At 68.1% G+C, this 20,661-nt stretch carries 17 protein-coding genes and 1 other RNA gene; 3 read left to right on the top strand and 15 right to left on the bottom strand.

Annotated features, from left to right (window positions below):
• Positions 1-53: 53 nt before the first annotated feature.
• The 3 genes from J4H92_RS03645 to J4H92_RS03635 are packed head-to-tail and all read right to left on the bottom strand — an operon-like array spanning position 54 to position 3,678.
• Positions 54-1,106 (bottom strand): ABC transporter permease, encoded by a 1,053-nt coding sequence (locus J4H92_RS03645; protein ID WP_208096118.1) that lies wholly within the window; start codon positions 1,104-1,106, stop codon positions 54-56.
• Complete coding sequence (locus J4H92_RS03640; RefSeq protein WP_208096115.1) at positions 1,103-2,137, bottom strand: ABC transporter permease; 1,035 nt, start codon at positions 2,135-2,137, stop codon at positions 1,103-1,105. The genes J4H92_RS03645 and J4H92_RS03640 overlap by 4 nt, the downstream gene beginning before the upstream one ends.
• Positions 2,134-3,678 (bottom strand): sugar ABC transporter ATP-binding protein, encoded by a 1,545-nt coding sequence (locus J4H92_RS03635; RefSeq protein ID WP_208096112.1) that lies wholly within the window; start codon positions 3,676-3,678, stop codon positions 2,134-2,136. The genes J4H92_RS03640 and J4H92_RS03635 overlap by 4 nt, the downstream gene beginning before the upstream one ends.
• A 262-nt stretch (positions 3,679-3,940) precedes the next feature.
• Here J4H92_RS03635 and J4H92_RS03630 point away from each other — a divergent pair, with 262 nt between their 5' ends.
• Positions 3,941-4,948, top strand: a complete 1,008-nt coding sequence (locus tag J4H92_RS03630; RefSeq protein WP_208096109.1) for a LacI family DNA-binding transcriptional regulator — start codon at positions 3,941-3,943, stop codon at positions 4,946-4,948.
• Positions 4,949-5,022: 74 nt separating this feature from the next.
• Here J4H92_RS03630 and gap read toward each other — a convergent pair whose 3' ends face one another.
• Positions 5,023-6,033, bottom strand: coding sequence for a type I glyceraldehyde-3-phosphate dehydrogenase (gene gap, locus J4H92_RS03625; RefSeq protein WP_208096106.1), 1,011 nt, complete (start codon positions 6,031-6,033; stop codon positions 5,023-5,025).
• Positions 6,034-6,206: 173 nt separating this feature from the next.
• Positions 6,207-7,148 (bottom strand): helix-turn-helix domain-containing protein, encoded by a 942-nt coding sequence (locus J4H92_RS03620; RefSeq protein WP_208096102.1) that lies wholly within the window; start codon positions 7,146-7,148, stop codon positions 6,207-6,209.
• A gap of 279 nt (positions 7,149-7,427) precedes the next feature.
• Here J4H92_RS03620 and J4H92_RS03615 point away from each other — a divergent pair, with 279 nt between their 5' ends.
• On the top strand, positions 7,428-8,189 hold the full coding sequence (locus J4H92_RS03615) for a thermonuclease family protein (protein WP_208096099.1): 762 nt from the start codon (positions 7,428-7,430) through the stop codon (positions 8,187-8,189).
• Here the strand turns inward: J4H92_RS03615 and J4H92_RS03610 are convergent.
• From J4H92_RS03610 to ssrA, 10 genes are all read right to left on the bottom strand, one after another.
• Complete coding sequence (locus J4H92_RS03610) at positions 8,135-9,169, bottom strand: aldose 1-epimerase family protein (protein ID WP_208096096.1); 1,035 nt, start codon at positions 9,167-9,169, stop codon at positions 8,135-8,137. The two genes, J4H92_RS03615 and J4H92_RS03610, sit on opposite strands and share 55 nt — an antisense overlap.
• Complete coding sequence (gene araA / locus J4H92_RS03605; RefSeq protein WP_208096092.1) at positions 9,169-10,680, bottom strand: L-arabinose isomerase; 1,512 nt, start codon at positions 10,678-10,680, stop codon at positions 9,169-9,171. The genes J4H92_RS03610 and araA overlap by 1 nt, the downstream gene beginning before the upstream one ends.
• On the bottom strand, positions 10,677-12,278 hold the full coding sequence (locus J4H92_RS03600) for a xylulokinase (RefSeq protein ID WP_208096090.1): 1,602 nt from the start codon (positions 12,276-12,278) through the stop codon (positions 10,677-10,679). The genes araA and J4H92_RS03600 overlap by 4 nt, the downstream gene beginning before the upstream one ends.
• Positions 12,275-12,976, bottom strand: a complete 702-nt coding sequence (locus J4H92_RS03595; protein WP_208096087.1) for an L-ribulose-5-phosphate 4-epimerase — start codon at positions 12,974-12,976, stop codon at positions 12,275-12,277. Before J4H92_RS03595 ends, J4H92_RS03600 begins: the two co-directional genes overlap by 4 nt.
• Complete coding sequence (locus J4H92_RS03590) at positions 12,973-14,046, bottom strand: ABC transporter permease (protein WP_208096085.1); 1,074 nt, start codon at positions 14,044-14,046, stop codon at positions 12,973-12,975. The genes J4H92_RS03595 and J4H92_RS03590 overlap by 4 nt, the downstream gene beginning before the upstream one ends.
• The gene (locus tag J4H92_RS03585) at positions 14,043-15,119 is read right to left on the bottom strand and encodes an ABC transporter permease subunit (RefSeq protein ID WP_208096083.1); all 1,077 of its coding nucleotides are present in this window, start codon (positions 15,117-15,119) and stop codon (positions 14,043-14,045) included. Before J4H92_RS03585 ends, J4H92_RS03590 begins: the two co-directional genes overlap by 4 nt.
• On the bottom strand, positions 15,116-16,750 hold the full coding sequence (locus J4H92_RS03580; protein WP_208096080.1) for a sugar ABC transporter ATP-binding protein: 1,635 nt from the start codon (positions 16,748-16,750) through the stop codon (positions 15,116-15,118). The genes J4H92_RS03585 and J4H92_RS03580 overlap by 4 nt, the downstream gene beginning before the upstream one ends.
• A gap of 85 nt (positions 16,751-16,835) precedes the next feature.
• Positions 16,836-17,840 carry a substrate-binding domain-containing protein gene (locus J4H92_RS03575; protein WP_208096077.1) on the bottom strand — a complete coding sequence of 335 codons (1,005 nt, stop codon included), beginning with the start codon at positions 17,838-17,840 and terminating at the stop codon, positions 16,836-16,838.
• A 166-nt stretch (positions 17,841-18,006) separates the two neighbouring features.
• Positions 18,007-19,026 (bottom strand): LacI family DNA-binding transcriptional regulator, encoded by a 1,020-nt coding sequence (locus J4H92_RS03570; protein ID WP_208096074.1) that lies wholly within the window; start codon positions 19,024-19,026, stop codon positions 18,007-18,009.
• Between the two features lie 499 nt (positions 19,027-19,525).
• Positions 19,526-19,896: a transfer-messenger RNA gene (gene ssrA, locus J4H92_RS03565) on the bottom strand.
• A gap of 231 nt (positions 19,897-20,127) precedes the next feature.
• On the opposite strand from ssrA, the gene J4H92_RS03560 reads away from it, so the two are divergent.
• Entirely contained in the window at positions 20,128-20,625 is a 498-nt protein-coding gene (locus J4H92_RS03560; RefSeq protein WP_208096071.1) for a YbaK/EbsC family protein, read from the top strand.
• The last annotated feature ends 36 nt before the right edge of the window (positions 20,626-20,661 follow it).

Here is a 20,661-nt window from a genome sequence, read left to right as displayed (position 1 = left end):
GGGGGTGGGTTCTCGTTCGGTTATTCGGTCGTTCGGTCAGTCGATCGGGGCCGTCATCCCCCGACCGGGGTCGCGGTGCCCGCGAGTACGAGCTTCGTGCGTCTGCGCCGGTTGCGGAACGCGGCGAACACGCTCGAAGAGACGACCGCGGCGATCAGCAGCACGCCGGTGATGATGTTGATCACATCGGATCCGACGGTCGCGAGACGCAGCGCGCTCGCGAGGGAGCCGATGAGCAGCACGCCCGCGATGACCCCGTGGAGGGCGCCGCGGCCGCCGAAGATCGACACGCCGCCGAGCAGCACCGCGGCGATCACCTGCATCTCCATGCCCGTGGCGTTGTCGCCGCGGGCGCTGCCGTAGCGCAGGGTGTAGTAGACGCCGGCCAGCGCCGCGACGGCGCCGCTGAGGACGAAGAGGACGAACTTGGTGCGCTCGACGCTCACACCCTGGAAGCGCGCCGCCTCCGGGGCGAGGCCGATCGCGAAGATCCCGCGGCCGAATCGGGTGAAGTGCAGCAGCACGGCGAAGACCGTCGCGAGCAGGATCACGACCACGATCGTCACCGGGATGCCCGTGTCGCCGATCTTCGCCTTCACGAGCCCCGTCCAGAACTCGGGGAAGTCGGTGACCGCGGTCGTGCCGAGCAGCCCGACCGCGAGCCCCCGGTAGAGCGCGAGCGTGCCGATGGTCACCGCGAGGGACGGCAGCCCGACCACGGTGACGAGGAAGCCGTTGAGCGCCCCGCACAGGACTCCGCCGACGATCGCGCACACCAGGGCGAGGCCGAAGGGCACGCCGGCCTGGGTGAGCACGCCCGTGAGCACGCTCGAGAGCCCCACGGTGCTGGCGACGGAGAGATCGATCTCGCCGGTCACGATGATCGCCGTCATCGGCAGGGCGATGATGAGGATGGGGAACATGTCCATCAGCAGATAGGTCATCGTGATCTTGCTGCCGAAGTTCGGCACGACGGCGGCGGCGATCACGACCACCACGGCGAAGAGGGCGATGATGGCCATCTCGCGGGTGGCGAACCAGCGCTGCCAGAGCGGGCGGTCGAACTCCGCGATCGGTCGCAGCGTTCCCGTGTTCACTGCGGTCATCGCTTCGTCTCCCGTTCCTCGATGAGTCTTCGATGCTGGCGCAGGGCGAGCACGCGGTCGAGCACGATCGCGCCGATGATGAGCACGCCGACCACGGCGCGCTGCCAGAAGTCGGGCACGCCCAGCACCGGGAGCGCCCGGTTGATGGTCATGAGCAGCACCGCGCCGATGGCCGCGCCCCAGACCGTGCCGACGCCGCCGAAGATGGCGACGCCGCCGATCACGGCCGCGCCCACCGCGTCGAGCTCCCAGCCCGACCCGGCCTGCGAGTTGATGGTGCCGTAGCGCGCCGCGTAGAGCACGCCCGCGAAGCCCGCGAGCGCTCCGGAGAGCACGAAGGCCGACAGGACGCGCCGCGTGACCGGCAGACCGTAGAGCTCGGCGGCCGCAGGGTCGGAGCCGATCGCGTAGCACTCGCGGCCGGCCCGCGTGTTCCGCATCCACCAGGCCACGGCGATCAGCACGACGACCGCGATGATCGTCAGCACCGGGATCGTGAGCACCTGCGCGGTGCCGAGCTGCAGGAACTCCCGCGGCAGATCGGAGGCGTTGACGCGATCCGATCCCGCCCACCACACGTTGATGCCACGGTAGGCGTACATCGTGCCGAGGGTGATGACGAGCGCGGGCACTCTCGCGAAGGCGACGAGTGCGCCGTTGATCAGGCCGAGCAGCCCGCCGAAGACGACGGCGATCACGATCACCGCGATCATCGGGATGCCCGGCAGATCGATGAACAGCCGCCCGGTGAGATAGGCGGAGAGGCCGAGCACCGACCCGACCGAGAGGTCGACGTTGCGGGTGATCAGGACCACGGCCTGCCCCACCGCCACCAGCATCAGGAGCGAGGGCGTGAGCCAGAGGTCTCGGAAGCCGTCGGGCGAGAAGAGGAAGTTGGGGTTCTTGAGCGTCGCCGCCAGCACCACGAGGAGCACCGCGAGCACGATGCCCGCCTCCCTCGCGCTGGCGATGCCGGCGAGGGCGCGGCCGAATCCGCCGCGCCGCGTGATGGTCACCGCGTCCGCGCTCATGCGCTCGCCTCCGTTCCGCCGTCGGACGGGCCGTCGGCAGGGCTGTGGGTCGCAGCGCGCATCACGTTCTCCTGACTGGCCTCGGCCCGGTCGATGTCGGCGGTGATCCGGCCCTCGTGCATGACGACGACGCGATCGGCCATCCCGAGCACCTCGGGGAGCTCGCTCGAGATCATCAGCACGCCCATGCCCTCTCTCGCGAGCGTGGAGAGCAGGCGGTGCACCTCGCTCTTGGTGCCCACGTCGATGCCGCGCGTCGGCTCGTCGATGATGAGCACCTGCGGCCGCGTCGCCAGCCATTTGCCCAGCACGACCTTCTGCTGGTTGCCGCCGGACAGGGTGCCGGCGAGGGTGCTCATGGCGCTGGCCTTCACCTCGAGCCGCTCCGCCCACGGGCGCGCGGCCCGGTGCTCGGCCCGCGCGGTCACCAGGCCGAGCCTGGCGATCGACGAGAGGATCGCCGAGGCGGTGTTGCGCGCGACGCTCTCCTCGAGCACGAGGCCCTGCTTGCGACGATCCTCGGGGACGAGGGCGAGGCCGGCGCGCATGGCGGCGGTCGGCCTGCCCTTGGGCACGCTCCTGCCCGCGACGGTCACCCGGCCGGATCGATAGCCGTCGACCCCGAAGATCGCGCGGGCCACCTCGCTGCGTCCGGCTCCCACCAGCCCGGCGAGGCCGACGATCTCGCCGGAGCGCACGGTGAGGTCGATGTCGTGGAAGATCCCGGGGCTGGTGAGGCCGGTGACCTCGAGCAGCGGCTCGCCGATCTCGGCGTCGAGCTTGGGGAAGAGCTCGGTGATCTCGCGGCCGACCATCTCCGCGACGATCCGATCGGAATCGGTGTCGTCCGTGGCGGTGGTGGAGACGTAGCTGCCGTCGCGCATCACCGTGATGGTGTCGCAGAGCGCGAACACCTCGTCGAATCGGTGAGAGATGAACACGAGCGCCCGGCCCTCGTCGCGCAGCGAGCGCGCGACCTGGAAGAGCCGCTCGACCTCGACCCCGGAGAGCGCCGCGGTCGGCTCGTCCATGATGAGCACCTTGGCGTCGAGGGACACGGCCTTCGCGATCTCGATCATCTGCTGGTCAGCGATCGAGAGGCCGTCGGCGGTCCGGTCCGGATCCATCGTCACGCCGAGCTGCGCGAACAGGCCCTCGACCTCGGTGCGCATCCGGCCCCGGTCGATCCGCCCGAAGCGGCCTCGGGGCTGGCGCCCCATGAAGATGTTCTCGGTCACCGAGAGGTCCGGGAAGAGCGTGGGCTCCTGATAGATCACCGCGATGCCGGCCGCCTTCGCCTCGGCGGTGCCCGCGAAGTCGACCGGTTCGCCGGAGAGCAGGATCTCCCCCGCATCCCGGCGGTACAGACCGGCGATGATCTTCACCACGGTGGACTTGCCCGCACCGTTCTCGCCGACGAGCGCGTGGATCGAGCCGGGGCGGAGCACGAGGTTGCCGTCGCGCAGCGCCACCACCTGTCCGAAGGACTTCGCCACACCGCGCAACTCGAGCGCGGCTTCCGAAGCTGGTGATCTCTTCATTGAACTCACGGGCCTTCTGCCGTCGGGACGGCGGTGTCTGGGGGTGTCAAGCGATGTGTTTCGATCGTGTGTCAAAAACTGAATCGTTTCAATCAACGAGCATAGTGAGTGTATGCATACCGAGCGGGCGGGGTCAAGTCCAAGGCCGAAGATCGCGCCGAGTCGTTATTGAAGCGTTTCAAAACTCGGAGTAGACTTTCAGCCGCGAGGCGCTGTCGTCCATCCGACGGGGACCTTGCCGAAGGCGAAGGAGTCGTGAAACATGGCCGCGAGTGTGCGCGATGTGGCCCGCGAGGCCGGCGTCTCCGTGGGCACCGTCTCGAACGTGCTCAACCGTCCCGACAAGGTCTCCCCCGCCACGGTCGCCCGCGTCACCTCGGCCATCGACCGGCTCGGCTTCGTGCGCAACGACGCCGCCAGGCAACTGCGCGTCGGGCGCAGCCGCACCATCGGCCTGGTCGTGCTCGACACCCGCAACCCGTTCTTCACCGACCTCGCGCACGGCGCCCAGAACCGCGCTCTCCAGGAGGGCTACTCGGTGCTGCTCGGCGGGAGCGACGAGTCGAGCGGGCAGGAGGCGACCCTCCTGGACCTCTTCGAGGAGCAGCGCGTGGCCGGCCTGCTCATCTCTCCGGTGCACACCGACCTCAGTCGGCTCTGGCGTCTGCGCGACACGGGCACCCCCGTCGTGCTGGTCGACCGCGGCAGCTCCGATCGCTCGTTCTCCTCCGTCTCGGTCGACGACGTGGAGGGCGGTCGGCTGGCCGCGCAGCACCTCGTCGACATCGGGCGCGATCGCATCGCCTTCATCGGCGGCCCGCTCAACATCGAGCAGGTCGCGCAGCGACTGGAGGGCGCCCAGTCGGTGGTCGCCCAACGCGCCGGAGTCGCGCTGAGCGTCCACCCGACCCAGGCGCTGAGCGTGCTCGAGGGACGGCGGGTCGGTGAGGCGATCGCGGCCATGCCCGCCGCCGAGCGCCCGAACGCCGTCTTCGCGGCGAACGATCTGCTCGCAATGGGCGTCATCCAGGCGCTCGTGATGACCAGTTCGCTGCGCGTCCCCGAAGACGTCGCGCTGGTCGGCTACGACGACATCGATTTCGCCAGGGCAGCGGTGGTGCCGATCACCTCGGTGCGCCAGCCCTCGACCGAGATCGGTGCAACCGCGGTCGAACTGCTCATGCGCGAGGCGGATGGACGCACCGAGCACGAGCAGGTCGTCTTCCAGCCGCAGCTGATCACCCGGGCCTCGACGCTCGGCCACGAATAGCGACCACCGCGGAACGTCGGACCGCCACGGGCCCCGATCCGCCGCCCCGCGCCCGGCGCCGAGGACTCTCGGGATTACTCGGCGAGGAAGACGAGCGTCTCGGCGACGCGGTTCGAGAAGCCCCACTCGTTGTCGTACCAGGCGGAGACCTTCACGTGGCGGCCGGCGACCCGCACGAGCCCGGAGTCGAAGATCGATGACGCCGGGTCGCCCACGATATCCGAGGAGACGAGCGGGTCGTCCGAATACCTGAGCACACCGGCGAGCTCACCGTCGGCGGCCGCACGATAGGCGGAGAGCAGCTCGTCGACGCTCACCTCACGCGCCACGGTGGCATTGATCTCGACGATCGACCCGACCGGCACGGGCACCCGGAGGGCATCGCCGCTGAGCTTGCCTTCGAGCTCCGGCAGCACCAGCCCGATGGCCTTCGCGGCCCCCGTGGACGTGGGGACGATGTTCAGCGCGGCGGACCTCGCGCGGCGCGGATCCCGGTGGGGTCCGTCGACCAGGTTCTGATCCTGCGTGTAGGCGTGCACCGTGGTCATGAAGGCCTGCTCGATACCGGCGACCTCGTGCAGCACCTTGGCCAGGGGCGCCAGCGCGTTGGTGGTGCAGGATCCGTTCGAGACGATGCGGTGAGCCGCCGGATCGTACACCGGCCAGTTCACGCCGCGCACGAGGGTCGCATCCGCACCTGAGGACGGAGCGCCGACCAGCACGCGACCCGCACCGGCATCGAGGTGGGCGCGGGCCTGCTCCGCAGCTGCAAATCGGCCGGTGACCTCGAGCACCGTGTCGACTCCGAGCTCGCCCCACGGCAGCCGGCTCGGATCACTCTCGCTGAGCAGTCTGATGCGCCGCTCGCCGATCACGAGCACCTCGCCGTCCTCGCCGGACTCCACCTGCGCGCGCTCCACGGCGCGGCCGTAGACCGAGTCGAAGTTGAACAGCTTGGCGAGGCCGGAACCGTCGGCGAGGTCGTTCACCGCGACGACCTCGACCGGTGCGTCCTGCTCGAGGATCGCCCGAAGCGCTCCGCGCCCGATACGCCCAAAACCGTTGATTGCGATGCGAGTGGTCATGTCTTCCTTACTCTGCTGTCAGGCGGATCCGCCGCATCAAGACTGGCGGCTCCCGAGCCCGGAATCCAGTGGCAATTCTGACGAGAGCCGAAAGGATCACGCCAATCTTGCGGCGGACCTGGACGGCACCGGAATTCGCTCGGGTGCGGGGCGACTCCGGATCCGCCGCGCGCCTACTCTCCGTGGGCGTAGGCGCGCCGATACTCGGTCGGCGTCGTGCCGAGCACACGGCGGAAGTGCACCCGCAGGTTGGCGCCGCTGCCGAGCCCAGCCGCCGCCGCGATCTCGTCCACCCCGAGTCGCGTGCTCTCGAGCATCTCGCGGGCGAGATCCACGCGCGCCCGCATCACCCAGTGCATCGGCGTGTACCCGGTCTCATCCCGGAAGACGCGCGAGAACGTGCGCTGCGATACCCGTGCGTGGGCGGCCAGCCTCGCGATCGTCAACGGCTCGTGCAGGCGGCGCAGCGCCCACTCGCGCGTCGCCGAGAACCGCTCCCCGCTCGTGGAGGGCACGCGCCGCCTGATGAACTGGGGCTGTCCGCCGCTGCGATACGGCGCCGCGACCAGGCGCTCGGCGGCGTAGTTCGCGGCGGCGAGACCCAGATCGGCGCGCAGGATGTGCAGGCAGAGGTCGATCCCCGAGGCCGCGCCGGCGGAGGTGAGCACCGAGCCCTCGTCCACGAACAGCACGCCGGCGTTGACCTCCACCTGGGGGAAGCGCTCGGTGAAGGCCCGGGTGTAGTGCCAGTGGGTCGTCGCACGCCGTCCGTCGAGCAGGCCGGTCTCGGCCAGGGCGAAGGCGCCCGTGGACAACGAGGCGAGCCGGGCTCCGCGGCCGTGCGCCCGGAGCAGCGCCTCGACCAGTTCGGGCGGGGGCGCTTCGGTGTCGGGATGCAGATACCCGGGCACGAAGACGAGATCCGCGTCGTCGAGCGCCTCCAGCCCCGCATCGAGCTGGTAGACGAGACCGTCCGCGCCCGCGACGCGGCCGGGCCGCGCTCCGCACAGGCGCACGTGATACGGCATGCTCGGCCGCGTGGTGAACACCTGGGCGGGGATGCCCACGTCGAGCGGCTTCGCCCCCTCGAGCACCACGACCGCCACACGCCTCACACTGCCACCCTACCCGCGAGAGTGACCGGCTTTCGCGAGAGTACCCCCTTTGCGCCGTGGAACTCGGGCGCACTCGCGCAAACCCGTCCCACTCGCCGTAGAGGCTGAGAGCCGCCACGTGGGCGACGGCATCCGCGAACACCGCAGCCCGGAGGAACGACACCGCGCCGACCGTGCGCGCGCTGCGCGCGTCGGCGCCCCGCCTGACCTACACTGGAGCCTCGGAACACCCGCCGCCGGTCCGCGCATCTTCGGATCCGCGCTGTGATGATGTGCGGGATGGACGACGAGAGGGACGGACGACGAGTGAGATCCGCGCGGGCTCTGCGAGCGACCGGCGCCGCGACGGCGCTGACGATCGGGCTGCTCGGATGCTCGGTCCCGGGATCGCCGGCCGGCCCGGCCACCGCCGAGGGTCCGACGACCGCCGGGAGCTCGGAGGCGGCCGACTTCGTGTCCGTCGTCGACGGCGACACGGTCGAGACGAGCGCCGGCACCATCCGGATCATCGGGATCGACACCCCGGAGCGGGGCGAGTGCGGGCACGACGAGGCGTCCGCCGCGATCGAGGGGCTGCTCTCGGCGGGCGATCCCGTGACGCTCGATCTTCCGGCGGGACAGAACGATCGGGATCGTCACGGACGGCTCCTGCGCTACGTCGTCACCGAGGACGGCGTCGACATCGGACTGATGCAGCTGGAGACGGGCAACGCGCTGGCGCGGTACGACTCCCGCGACGGGTATCCGGCGCATCCGTTCGAGGACGGCTACCGCGCAGCGCAGCGCGCCTCCTCCGGGCCCGACGGCACGGTCGTCACGACCGCCTGCCAGGACGGGACGTCGCCGGAGGTCGTGCCGCCCGCCGGCGACCGCTGGTGGGAGCGGTATCCGTCCTGCGCGCGGCTCAAGAAGAACGAGGCGGGGCATCCGACCGGCCCGTTCCGCCAGGGCGATCCCGCTGAGGCGGAGATCTATGCGTGGTTCGCCTACGGTACCGGCAACGGGGGCGACGGAGACGGAGACGGTCTCGCCTGCGAGTGACCCTCCTGCGCCTCCACGCCGATGGTTGCCGTCTCATCCGGTGCGAGCTCGGAGATTCGCCATGAGGCGACTGCGGTCTCGCCGGGCTCGATCACGATGAGGCCCGTATCGAAGGGGTAGCGCGCGGCGTTGAACGCATCCGGGGCGCAGGTCATGGGCTCCACGGCCAGGCCTGAACGATGGCCCGGATGGGAGGGCCCCTCCGAGAGATCGGCGGTATGGATCTGCACCCAGGCGCAGGCCGCATCCCACGTCACCTCAACTCCCCCTCCCGCGGCATCGCGCACCCGCACCGCGACGGTCCCCCGGTCGTCGCGTGCCAGATCGGTGTAGGCGTGATCGATCTCCGTGGCGCCGATGGTTCGGGGTGCGCGGAAGTCCAGCGCCTCGGGGACCGGAACGAGCCGGTCCGGGATCAGCCGCTCTGCGGTGACCGTCAGCATGCGCTCGGCGGGCAGCTCCAGCGTCCATTCGTCGACCGGTCCGCTCCCCGCAACCAGATACGGATGCGGTGCGGTACCGAACGGCGCGGCAGACGAGCTCTCGTTCCGTGCGCGGACGAGCTGTGTCAGCCCCTCCGGGCCGAGCGAGTAGGTCGTCGAGACGCCGATGCGCCAGGGGTAGCCCGCCTGCGGTTGGATGACGGCCTCGAGTGTGACGAAGTCGGCGCCCTCGTCCACCGCGTCGAAGGCGAGCCACGATCCGAGGCCGTGCAGCGCATGCGCTCTCTGCGGCTCGGTCAGCGGCAGCCGGTGATCCGCACCGTCGAACGAGTACGTCCCGTCGACCACGCGGTTGGGCCAGGGAACGAGCGTCGCCCCCCGATAGGCCGGGCGCACCTCATCGGCGTCGAACGGCACCACCAGATCACGCCCCGCATGGACGAGCGAGCGCAGCGATGCACCGACGCTCGCCACACTCGCGGAGTAGTCCCCGTGCCGGAGGGAATGCTGCGAGCCCGATGTCGGGAGCGCCGACATCAGAGACCCTGGGCGAGGCGGTAATAGGCCTGGTTCCAGCGCAGCTCGGCCTGGAAGTCCCTCACCGTCGTCTGCTCGTCGATCACGGCGAGTTCGGTCTCCGCGATCTCGGCGAAGTCGCGGAAGACTTCGAGGCCCACCGCGGTCGTCATCACCGAGTGGTGCGGGGCTCCCGCGGCGAGCCAGCATGCGGCACTCGTCGCGAAGTCGGGGGCCGGCTTCCACACCGCGCGCCCGACCGGCAGCTTCGGCAGATCCGGAGCCGAGATGTTCTGCACCACGTTCGCCGTCAGCCTGAAGCGGTCCCGCATGTCGCTGAGCGCAACGACCAGGGCCGGCCCGGGGTCCGCGGTGAACACGAGCCGAACAGGGTCGTCCTTGCCGCCGATGCCGAGCGGGTGGACCTCGAGCCGCGGGGTCTCCGTCGTCAGCGAGGGCGAGACTTCGAGCATGTGCGCTCCGAGGATCTTCTCGTCGCCGGAGGTCAGATCGTAGGTGTAGTCCTCCATGAGACTCGCGCCACCGGGCAATCCGGCACCCATCACGTTGGCGGCTCGGATCAGGATCGCGGTCTTCCAGTCGCCCTCCGCCCCGAAGCCGTAGCCTTCGGCGACGAGCCGCTGCACCGCGAGCCCCGGCAACTGCGTGAGCGCGCCGAGATCCTCGAACGAGGTCGTGAACGCCCCGAAACCGCCCTCTTCCAAGAAGGTCCGCAGACCGACTTCGATCGCGGCTCCGTCGCGCAGGGACTGGTGGCGCTCCCCGCCGGGCAGCAGCTCTGCTGCGACGCGGTAGCTGTCGGCATACTCTTCGATGAGGGCGTCCACCTCTGCCGGCTCGACCAGCTCCACCGCAGCGGCGAGCTCATTCACCCCCCAGGTGTTCACCTGCACCCCAAACCGGAGCTCGGCCTCGACCTTGTCTCCTTCGGTGACGGCGACGTAGCGCATGTTGTCGCCGAACCGAGCCAGCTTGAGTGTGCGCACCGCCCGCCAGCCGGCGGCTGCGCGCTGCCAGTCGTCCACCTGCTGGCGCACGACCGGGTCCGTCACGTGACCGACCACCGTCTTGCGCGCGATGCCGAGCCTCGTCTGCAGATACGCGAATTCGCGGTCGCCGTGCGCAGCCTGGTTGAGGTTCATGAAGTCGAAGTCGATCGTGCTCCACGGGAGTTCGAGGTTCGCCTGCGTGTGCAGGTGCAGCAGCGGCTTGCGCAGCGCGTCGAGACCGGCGATCCACATCTTCGCGGGGCTGAAGGTGTGCATCCAGGCGATCACGCCGACGACGGAATCATCGGCGTTCGCCTCGAGAGCCAGCCGGCGAATGCCCTCGGGATCGGTCAGCACGGGCTTCCACTCCACCCGGACCGGCAGCCCGGCGAGCCGCTCGGCCACGGCCCGCGACTGCTCGGAGACCTGCCTCAGCGCCTCCTCGCCGTACAAGGACTGGCTTCCGGTCACGAACCAGACGGTGTGCCCTTCGAACGAGGTCGACAGAGGGGTGCGCGTCATGAGGATGTCCTTCCGTTGAGAGCGGCGACTGCGGTGTGCTCGATGGCGAGCGCATCGCGATAGCGTTCGAGATAGGCGGAGAAGCCGACGACGTCCGCCCCCTGGGGTTCGGAGACGGAAAAGCCCGCATCGGCGAACACCTGTTCGTTCAGGTAGTCGCCGAGGCTGCGGGTCGCGGCGGCCCGGAGATATGAGGCGAGCACGGCCATGCCCCAGGCGCCTCCCTCGGCCGCGGCGTCGCCGACGGCGACGGGGGCTCGAAGCACGCTCGCGAGAAAACGCTGCGCGACGCCCTCGGTGCGGAACACCCCGCCGTGCGCGAACATGCGATCGACCTCGACGCCCTCGTCCGAGAGCGACTGCATGCCCAGAGCGAGCGTGCCGAACACTCCGTAGAGTTGGGAGCGCATGAAGTTCCCCAGGGTGAGCGCGCTCTCGGGCCCGCGCACGACAAGGGGCCTGCCCTCGACGAGGTCCGCGATCGGCTCCCCGGAGAGGTGGTTGAACGAGATCAGACCTCCCGCGTCGGCCGCTCCCTCCAGCGCCTCGCGGAACAGCGCCTCGTATGCGGCGTCCTCCTCGATGGGCCGGTTCGCGATGGCGGCGAACCGGATGAACAGGGCGACCCACGCACCGAGCTCGCTTGCGCCGTTGTTGCAGTGCACCATCGCGACCGGATCCCCGGTCGGTGTCGTCACGAGGTCGATCTCTCGGTGAACACCGACGAGCCGGCGCTCGAGCGCCACCATCGCGAAGATACTCGTTCCCACTGAAACGTTTCCGGTCCGGGGCGAGACCGAGTTCGTCGCGACCATGCCGGTGCCCGCATCTCCCTCCGGCGGGCACAGCGGCACGCCCGGTCGAAGCGTGCCGGAGGGATCGAGGTAGGCTGCACCCGCGGCGGTCAACGATCCCGCGGGCGAACCCGCGGTCAGCACGTCCGGCAGCAGCTCGCGCAGCGGTGCGGGGATTCTGCCGGCGGTCAGCCCCTCATATGCGGAGACCATACCCTCGTCGTAGTCGCACCGCGCGCTGTCGATCGGGAACATGCCCGACGCGTCGCCGACCCCGAGCACGACGCGGCCGGTCAGCCGACGATGCACATACCCGGCGAGGGTTGTCACCGTCGCGATCCGGCCGACATGCGGCTCCGCATCGATGACGGCCTGATGCAGGTGCGCGATCGACCAGCGCAGTGGAATGTTCACCCCGAAGAGTTCGGTGAGCTCGGCGGTGGCGGCGGCGGTCGTGGTGTCCCGCCAGGTGCGGAACGGCACCAGAAGCTCCCCCGTCGCATCGAAGGCGAGGTATCCGTGCATCATGGCCGAGACGCCGATCGCGCCAAACGTCGTCGGTTGCACCCCGTATCGGCATTTCAGCTGCGCGACGAGATCGGCATAGGCCGCCTGCACGCCCCGCTCGACCTCGTCGAGCGAATACGTCCAGTGGCCCCCCTCCCAGCGATTCTCCCACCCGTGCGATCCCGCACCGAGGACGGTCGCGGCATCGGTTCCAATCAGGCACGCCTTGATCCGGGTTGATCCCAACTCGATCCCCAGACTGGTTCGGCCCTCCAGGATGTCGTCGTGCGCGGTCATCTGCGCGCATCCGTGCGCTGGCCGTACACCTGCTGGTAACGGTCGTAGAGCCGATCGATCGCCTCCTGGGGAATCGGAATCAGCTCCCCCGCCTGCCGCGCGTGGTGCACGGTCCGCGCGACATCCTCGACCATGACCGCTGCCTTGACCGCGTCCTTCGCGTTCACGCCGATGGTGAACGGACCATGGTTCTGCATCAGCACGGCACGCGAGCGATGGCCGGTAAGGGTCTCGACGATTCCCCTGCCGATCGAGTCGTCTCCGATGATCGCGAACGGCCCCACCGGGATCGGGCCGCCGAACTCGTCGGCCATGGCGGTGATGACGCACGGGATCGGTTCGCCTCGCGCGGCCCAGGCCACGGCGTAGCTGGAGTGGGTGTGCACGACGCCGCCCACGGCGGGCATGTGGCGGTAGACGTAGGCATGCGCTGCGGTGTCGCTGGACGGGGCGCGCTCGCTGCCGGGGCTTCCGGGAACGACGGTGCCGTCGAGATCGCAGAGGATCATGTTCCCCGGCTCCAGATCGTCGTAGGACACCCCCGATGGCTTGATCACGAAGAGATCCGCGCCGGGAACACGCCCAGACACGTTTCCACCCGTCCAGACGACCAGACCGTAGCGCACGAGTTCGGCGTGCAGCGCCGCGACCTCGGTGCGAACCGTGTCGATCGATGCCTGAAGCTCGTCGGCATTCATTGCTGCCTCCCCGTTCTGCTGGCCAGCACACGCTGCAGCAGCACGAAGGCCAGCAGCACCGCTCCGGTGATGATCGTCAGATACTGCGGGTCGATCGTGCCGTCCTTCGTGATGATCAGACGCAAGGTCTGAAGCACGAGCACCCCGATGACGGAGCCGAGCACATAGCCGGCGCCGCCCGTCAGCAAGGTACCGCCGATGACGACCGCCGCGATCGCATCGAGCTCCCACCCGAGGCCGGTGACATTGCGCGCGGCTCCCTGCACGCTCGCGGTGTAGACGACCGCCGCGAGTCCGGCGCAGGCGCCGGAGAGCACATAGATCCACACGCGTGTCCGCGCCACCGGCAGGCCCATGAGCTGCGCCGAACCGTCCGAACCCCCGATGCCGTACACCGTGCGTCCCATACGTGTGCGATGCATGAACCACACCGCCAGGATCACCACGACCACCGCGATGACGAGCCCCGGTGTCACGATGAAGTCGTTGACCTTCGGGCCGTCGTAGAGCTTCCACTTGGAGGCCAGCCATTCGAACGGGGAGCCCTCGGGAGCACGCACGACATCAGTGGTCAGCATCGACGCGAGTCCGCGCGCGAGAAACATCATCGCCAGTGTCGCGATGAACGGCTGCACATTGAAGACCTGCACCATGACCCCCGCAACGAGGCCGAACAGCGCGCCGAAGGCCACCATCGCCAGCACCCCGAGCCATCCGTTGACGCCGGTGTTCATGATCATGACGCCGGACACCGAGCTGAAGGCCACGACGGCGCCGACGGAGAGATCGATCCCGGCCGATACGATCACGATCGTCATACCGACCGCCAGGATGAGCATCGGCGCCGCGCCGATCAGCAGGTCCGAGATGGTGCCGGCGTGGAAGACGCGACCGTATGCGGCTTCGGCGTAGATCAGCATCCCGAGCAGAAGCGCGAGAGCGATGAATGTCGGGAGCAGGCCCCTGGCGCGCTGCCACAGGCGGCGTGCCCCCACGGTCCTGGACTCTGAGACAGGGGCGAGGTTCGCCGCATCGCCCGCTCCGTCGGTCAGCGTGTTCGGGGCGGTCATGCGGAGGCCTCCTTCGAAGCGTGCTCGGTCTTCGCTCTTCGGGGAACGAGCGGCGCGCCGAGTGCGCCCTTGCGCCGGAAGACGAGGGTGCGAATGCGGTCCGACTGCAGCAGCACCAGGCCGATGATGACGATGGCCTTGAAAGCCGGCGTCGCGGCCGACGGCACGCCGAGGAACACGACCGTCTTGTTCAGCGTGGCGATCAGCAGCGCCCCCATCGTGGAGCCGATGATCGAGAATTTGCCTCCCGCCAGCGAGGTGCCGCCGATCACCACGGCGAGAATCGCGTCCATCTCCATGAGATTGCCGGTGCTCGATGGGTTGACGGTCATCACTTCGGCGACGTTGAGCACGCCCGCGAGCGAGGCGAGCACTGCGGCGAGCGCATAGACCGTGATGAGGGTGGGCTTCGGGCGGATGCCGGCGAGACGGCTTGCGTGGGGGTTGACCCCGATCGCCTCGATCATCAGCCCCAGAGCCGTCCGCCGCATGAGCAGCGCGACAAGCACGACGATGCCCAGCGCGATGACGAAACCGGTGGGCACGCCGAGAATCTGACCGTTCGCGAGCTGCCGGAACGGCTCGTTCTGCGCGTTCGTGTTCTGCCCGCCCGTGACCACCCGGGCGATGCCGCGGGCCGCCATCATCATCACCAGTGTCGTGATGAAGGGCTGCAGGCCGACCACCGACACGAGAAAGCCGTTGACGAGGCCGAGCACCAGTGCGAGTAGCACGGCCAGCCCGATCGCCTGAAGCATGGCCCCGACCGAGCCCGGGTCATCGGTGGTGCTGAGCGTCTGCATCGCCACGGCTCCGCCGACCGCCATCATCGAACCGACCGACAGGTCGATCCCCTCGGTGGCGATCACGAACGTCATGCCGAGGGCGATCAGGATGATGGGGGCCGATACGCGCAGGATATCGAGCAGGTTGCCGGTCATCATCCCCGTGGTGGGGTTCAACCCGATCGACAGGTAGCCCGGATCCTTGATGGTGTTGATCGCAAGCAGCACGATGATCCCGGCGATCGCCCAGAACCAGGGAGCGCGGAGCACGGCTGTGAGTCGGTTCACGACTGGTCCCCCTCCCGCTCCGCAGCATCCGCATCCGGGGTGGCCTCATCGGTGTCGATGCTCGCGGAGGCCTCCTCAGCGAGCGCATTCGCCTGATCCTCGGCGACTTCTTCGGACTCGGCGGCGATGATCGTGACGATGCTCTCGGCCGTCACCTCGGGACCGTTGATGACTTCTCCCACTTTCTCGTGGTCCTTGAGGATGACGACGCGCTCGGAGAGCCGCACGACCTCCTCGACCTCGGAAGAGATGAAGACGACGCTCATGCCGCCCTCCGCGAGTTCCGCGACCGTCTCCTGGATGTCCGCCTTGGCACCGACATCTATGCCTCGCGTCGGTTCGTCCAGCAGCAGCAGATCGGGGTTGGTGGCGAGCCAACGGCCGAGCAGCACCTTTTGCTGGTTTCCGCCGGAAAGCAGCCGAATGGGGCGGTCGGGGTCGTTGGGACGCACGCCGAATCGTTCCATATAGGTGGTGACGAGCTGATCGACCTCTTTCGCCGTGACCCGCCGCATCCAGCCGCGCCGCGCCTGCACCGCGAGCATGATGTTCTCGCGAACGCTGAGATCGCCGATGATCCCGTCCTCACGACGGTTCTCCGTGGAATAGGCGATGCCGTGCGCAAGGCCGGCGACCGGCGAACCGATCACCGCTCGGCTGCCCTTCAGTCGGATCGTGCCGGTGTCTGATTTGTCGGCACCCGCGATGAGTCGCGCCAGCTCCGTGCGCCCCGCACCGAGCAGACCCGCGAAGCCGACGACCTCGCCGGCATGGATCTCGAGATCGGTCGGGTTGATCGCTCCTTTCCGACCGAGATCGGTGGCCGCCAGCAACGGGGTTCCGCTCCGGTCCCGAACCGCGGTCTGCCGGTTGGAGCCGAGCGCCTTGAGCGAGGCGAAGTCCTTGCCGATCATCTTCGAAATCAGATCGGTGCGATTCAGCTCGCTGGCCGGGTATTCCCCCACCAAGCCGCCATTTCTCAGAACGGTGATCCGATCGCTGATCTCGTAGACCTGGTCGAGGAAGTGCGAGACGAAGAGGATCGCCACGCCCTGATCGCGGAGGCGACGGATCACTGAGAACAGCACCTCGACCTCGTTGGCGTCGAGGCTCGAGGTCGGCTCGTCCAGGATCAGCACCTTGGAATCGGTGACCATCGCCCGGGAGATCGCGACGAGTTGCTGCATCGCGATCGAAATCGAGGAGAGCGAAGCGCGAGGATCGAGGTCGCCGAGCCCCAGCCGTGCGAGCGCCCGCTGCGCCTCGGCGTGCGTGCGGCGCCAGTTGATCCCCGCCCATCCGCGCGTTTCGCGGCCGAGCATCACATTCTCGCCGATGCTCAGATTGCCGCAGAGGTTGACCTCTTGATACACGGTGGAGATTCCAGCGGCCTGAGCGGCCGCTGTTCCGTTGAAACGGCTTTCGACGCCTGCGACTAGGATCGATCCCGAATCGATCTGGTAGACGCCCGTGAGCGCCTTGATGAGCGTCGACTTGCCGGCCCCGTTCTCTCCCATCAGGGAGTGAACCTCGCCGGGCAGCAGCCGGAAGCTCACCTCGTCGAGCGCCTTCACCCCGGGGAAGGCGATCGAGGCGTCTCTGACCTCGACGGCGGGACTGGGCTCGGCCATCGTTGATGCACCTCTCGTGGGGAGGGTGCGGGGCCGCTGGGATTCAGCGGCCCCGCACCGCAGGAATCGATCGAAGACGTCTCGGCTAGAAACCGAGGCCGTCGTCCAATGCCTGCTGACCGGCTTCGGGAGAGTCGAACGACTCTCCGGGAACGATGATCGTCTTCTCGAGAGCCTCACCCGCGAGCGCCTTGTTGACCGCATCGATCGCGATGTCGCCGAAGAACGGGTTGTACTGGGCGACGAAGCTCAGGTCCCCCTCGGCGAGGGCTTCGAGTGCGCCGGTCGTACCGTCGATCGTGGCGATCTTCACGTCGGTGCCGGGCGTGAGCCCGGCGTCCTTCACGGCCTGCGCAGCGCCGATGCCCATCTCGTCGTTCTGGGCGAAGATAAACTGTATGTCGTTGTCGTTGGCTCTTAGCACGGTCTCGGTGACCGACTTGCCCTCGTCGGCGCTCCAGTTCGCGGTCTGCGCACCGACCTCTTTCCAACCCGAGGCGCCGGCGATCGCTTCCTCGAAGCCCTCGTTGCGCTCATTGACCACGGAGAGGCCGGGCACGCCTTCGAGCACGTAGTAGTTCGCGCCGTCGGGGAAGGCCGTGAGCGCCCATTCGCCTACTTGAGCGGCCACGGCCACGTTGTCCGGAGCGATGCGCGTCTCGAAGAGATCCTCGCTGGCGTCGACCCCACGGTCGAGCAGAATGACGGGGATCTCCGCCTCCTGCGCGAGTTCGAGCGAAGACTCCCAGCCGGAGGCCTCGGTGGCCGTCAGCAGGATCGCGTCGACCTCGTCGTTGACGAACGTGGCGAACGCATTGATCTGCGAGTTCTGATCGGTCGGACTCGATGCTGGAGCGTACTTCAGGTCGAAGCTCGCATCCGCATCGAATGCGTCGCGGATGGCCTTCTCGTGAGCGTCGCGCCAGCCTCCCTCCGGGCCGACGGCGACATACCCGACGGTGACCACATCACCGTCGCCGGAGCCCGTATCCGAGGTGTCCGAGTTGTTCGAGCAGGCGACCATGCTGATCGAGAGAGCGCCTACTGCTGCGAGGCCGAGAAGCCCTCGCGCGTGCTTGGTGAATTCCATCGTCGTCTCCTCCTTGAGACTCCATGATCTGTCGTGGAGCAGTCACGCCCCGATACTCGATGGGGGTGAGACTTACCAGCCATTGTTAGCGCTAACATTGGTGAACGCAAGCCTTCCCGCGATTATTTCGAGTTCGTTACGGATCCGTGACCGGACCGCCTCGCCTTCATCGACGCGCGGTAGTCGAGGCTCGTACCTTGAGCCGCGGATCGATCTTCTCGTGCATCGCCGTGTCGGTGCCGCTGATGGCGGTGGCGATGGAGCGCATCGCCAGCGCTCCGAGCGCGGCGAAATCCTGGCGCACCGTGGTCAGCGGAGGAAGGAAATGGCGCGCATCCGGCAGATCGTCGAATCCGACCACACTGATGTCTTCGGGCACGCGCAGCCCCCGCTCGGAGAACCCGTGAATGATCCCGAGCGCCATCTGATCGTTGGCGGCAAACACCGCGGTGGCCTCGCCAACCTCGAACTCCCGCGCGAACTCGTACCCGAAATCGGAAGTCCAGTCCCCCACGACGTGGCGGGCCTCGGAGATGCCAGCAGCCGTCAGCGCATCGCGCCAACCCCGTTCGCGCACCCGGGCGTCGTACCAGTCTCTCGGACCCGCCACATGCACGATCGATCGGTGACCGAGGCTGACGAGATGGTCGACCGCGAGCACCGCGCCGGCATGCTGATCGACTCCCGCGGTGTGCATTCCCGGATGGGGTTCGGATTTGATGAGTATTCGCGGCAGGTTGAGCTTCAACTCACTCAGCAGGTCGAGCGACGATACGCGGGGGGCGATGACGCAGAGCGCGTCCACGCCCTCGGTGACGAGTTCGATTGCTCCCGTGTCGATTCCCCTCCCCTCGCCGTCGGTGATGGAATAGGCGCTGACCGCATAGCCGGCCTCTCGCGCCGCGCGCTCGAGCGCCCGAAGCGTGCTGTTCGGGCCGAATTGCACGGGCGAGTCGACGATCACTCCGATCCGCATCGCTTTCTTCGTGGCGAGAGCGCGTGCGATCGAGCTGGGCGTGTACCCGGTATCGACGATCGCCCGCATCACTCGCTCGCGGGTGGCCGGCTTGATGTTGGGGTGTTCGTTGAGGACTCGCGACACCGTCATGTGGGAAACACCGGCGACCCGTGCGACATCGTAGATACTCGGCCGCTGTCGGCCGCGCTGCCCATTCAGTTCGGTCATGATCCCTTTCACCCAGTCGGAAACATGGTATCCCCAGGATCCACGCGACGAGCCCGAGCCGCAGCAGTGAGTCCGTGACGACGCCTCCAGCGAGAAGCAGTGCCGCAGCGGCCAGGTCGAGACCAGCTATGGAGCCCCGCCGTCGAGCGCCCGACTCGGCGTGCACTCGATCGGCAACGATGCCTGCGAGCCTCTCGTCTCCGATGCACTAAGTCACCTTGCGAAAACGAGAACCAGCAATTTCAGGAAAAGGCCTGATCAGACGATGCCTCAAGCGGGAACCGCTCACGTCCTGACCAAGAAAGCGAAGCGCCGTCCCGAAGTCTCATCGCCAAGCGCCCGAAGATAGGAAAAACACCTGATCAGGTTACATGAATGAGACCTCGATTCCTCCACAGCGTGTGATGCGAATAGCCCGTGTTCATGGCGCTTCGCGCCGAAACGAGTTTCAATCGGCTCGGAAGAGCAAGCAAGCTCGCTCTTCTCTCGCCTCAATCACTCGTGGAGCCGAGGGGAATTGAACCCCTGTCCACTTCGATGATTCCGTGCCTTCTACGGGTGTAGTCCGTGGAGGCGTTCTACTCGGCCCCGCTCTTTGTCACGAACACCTAGAGCGACAGGCCCAGTCTCAGTTGAAGTCCCCGCACGCCCTGAGACGCGACGCGCGAGCAAGCCCTCTGGATGACGCCAGGAACCGGGGCGAAGGCGGACCCGGCCTGACGGACTCGGTCTCGTGCTTAGGCAGCGAGAGCGAAGTCGGTGCGCTTAGCGTTGGCACCTATGGGTTGCGACGGGCGTTAACGAGATAACGTCGCGTCCTCGACCCGCTTCTCACGGTTTCAAATCGACGTGTCGAAACCGATCGGCCCCTGAGCGCAAGACGGCGATCACGCTCGACCGCCCCTTGCGGGCATTCACATCACACGCTGTGGAGTTATCAGCCCGGTCGAACCGGGCCTTACAGAATACCATGCGGCTCCATTCCGAGCAATCGTCGTCGGCGAAGCAGGGGTGCTGCGTCGCAAGCCGTCCTCCCGCACGGCGCACGGGGATAGGGTGGATCGGGATCGGGATCGGGATCGACGGGGAAGGACGAGCGTTTTGGGCACTGCAGCGGTTCGGGAGCATCTGCTCGGCAGGGGCTGGTCCGGCGACATTCTCGAGTTCGCGGAGTCGAGCGCGACGGTCGAGCTCGCCGCGCAGAAGGTCGGTACGGCACCGGCCAGGATCGCCAAGACGCTGGGATTCTACGATCCCGAGAGGCCGGAGGGAGCCCTGCTCGTCGTCGCGGCCGGCGACGCGAAGGTGAACAGCGGGAACTTCAAACGGCGCTTCGGAGGGAAGCCGCGGATGCTGCGGGGCGACGACGTCCCGGCGCGGACCGGGCATCCCGTCGGCGGGGTCTGCCCCTTCGCCAACCCCGCGGGCGCCGACGTCTACCTCGACGAGTCCCTGCGCCGCTTCGACACCGTCTTCCCCGCCGCGGGCACGAGCACCTCGGCGGTGGAGATCCCGGTCCCCGATCTCGAGCGGCTCAGCGGCGCCCGCGGCTGGGTGGACCTCACCACCGGCTGGCGGGACGACGAGACGACCGGCTGAGGCTCGCACTCCCAGAGGAGCGAACGACGATCCCGC

Source organism: Leucobacter weissii (assembly GCF_017565745.1).
GTDB classification, from domain to species: domain Bacteria; phylum Actinomycetota; class Actinomycetes; order Actinomycetales; family Microbacteriaceae; genus Leucobacter; species Leucobacter weissii.
This window is presented reverse-complemented; position numbering and strand designations above follow the sequence as displayed.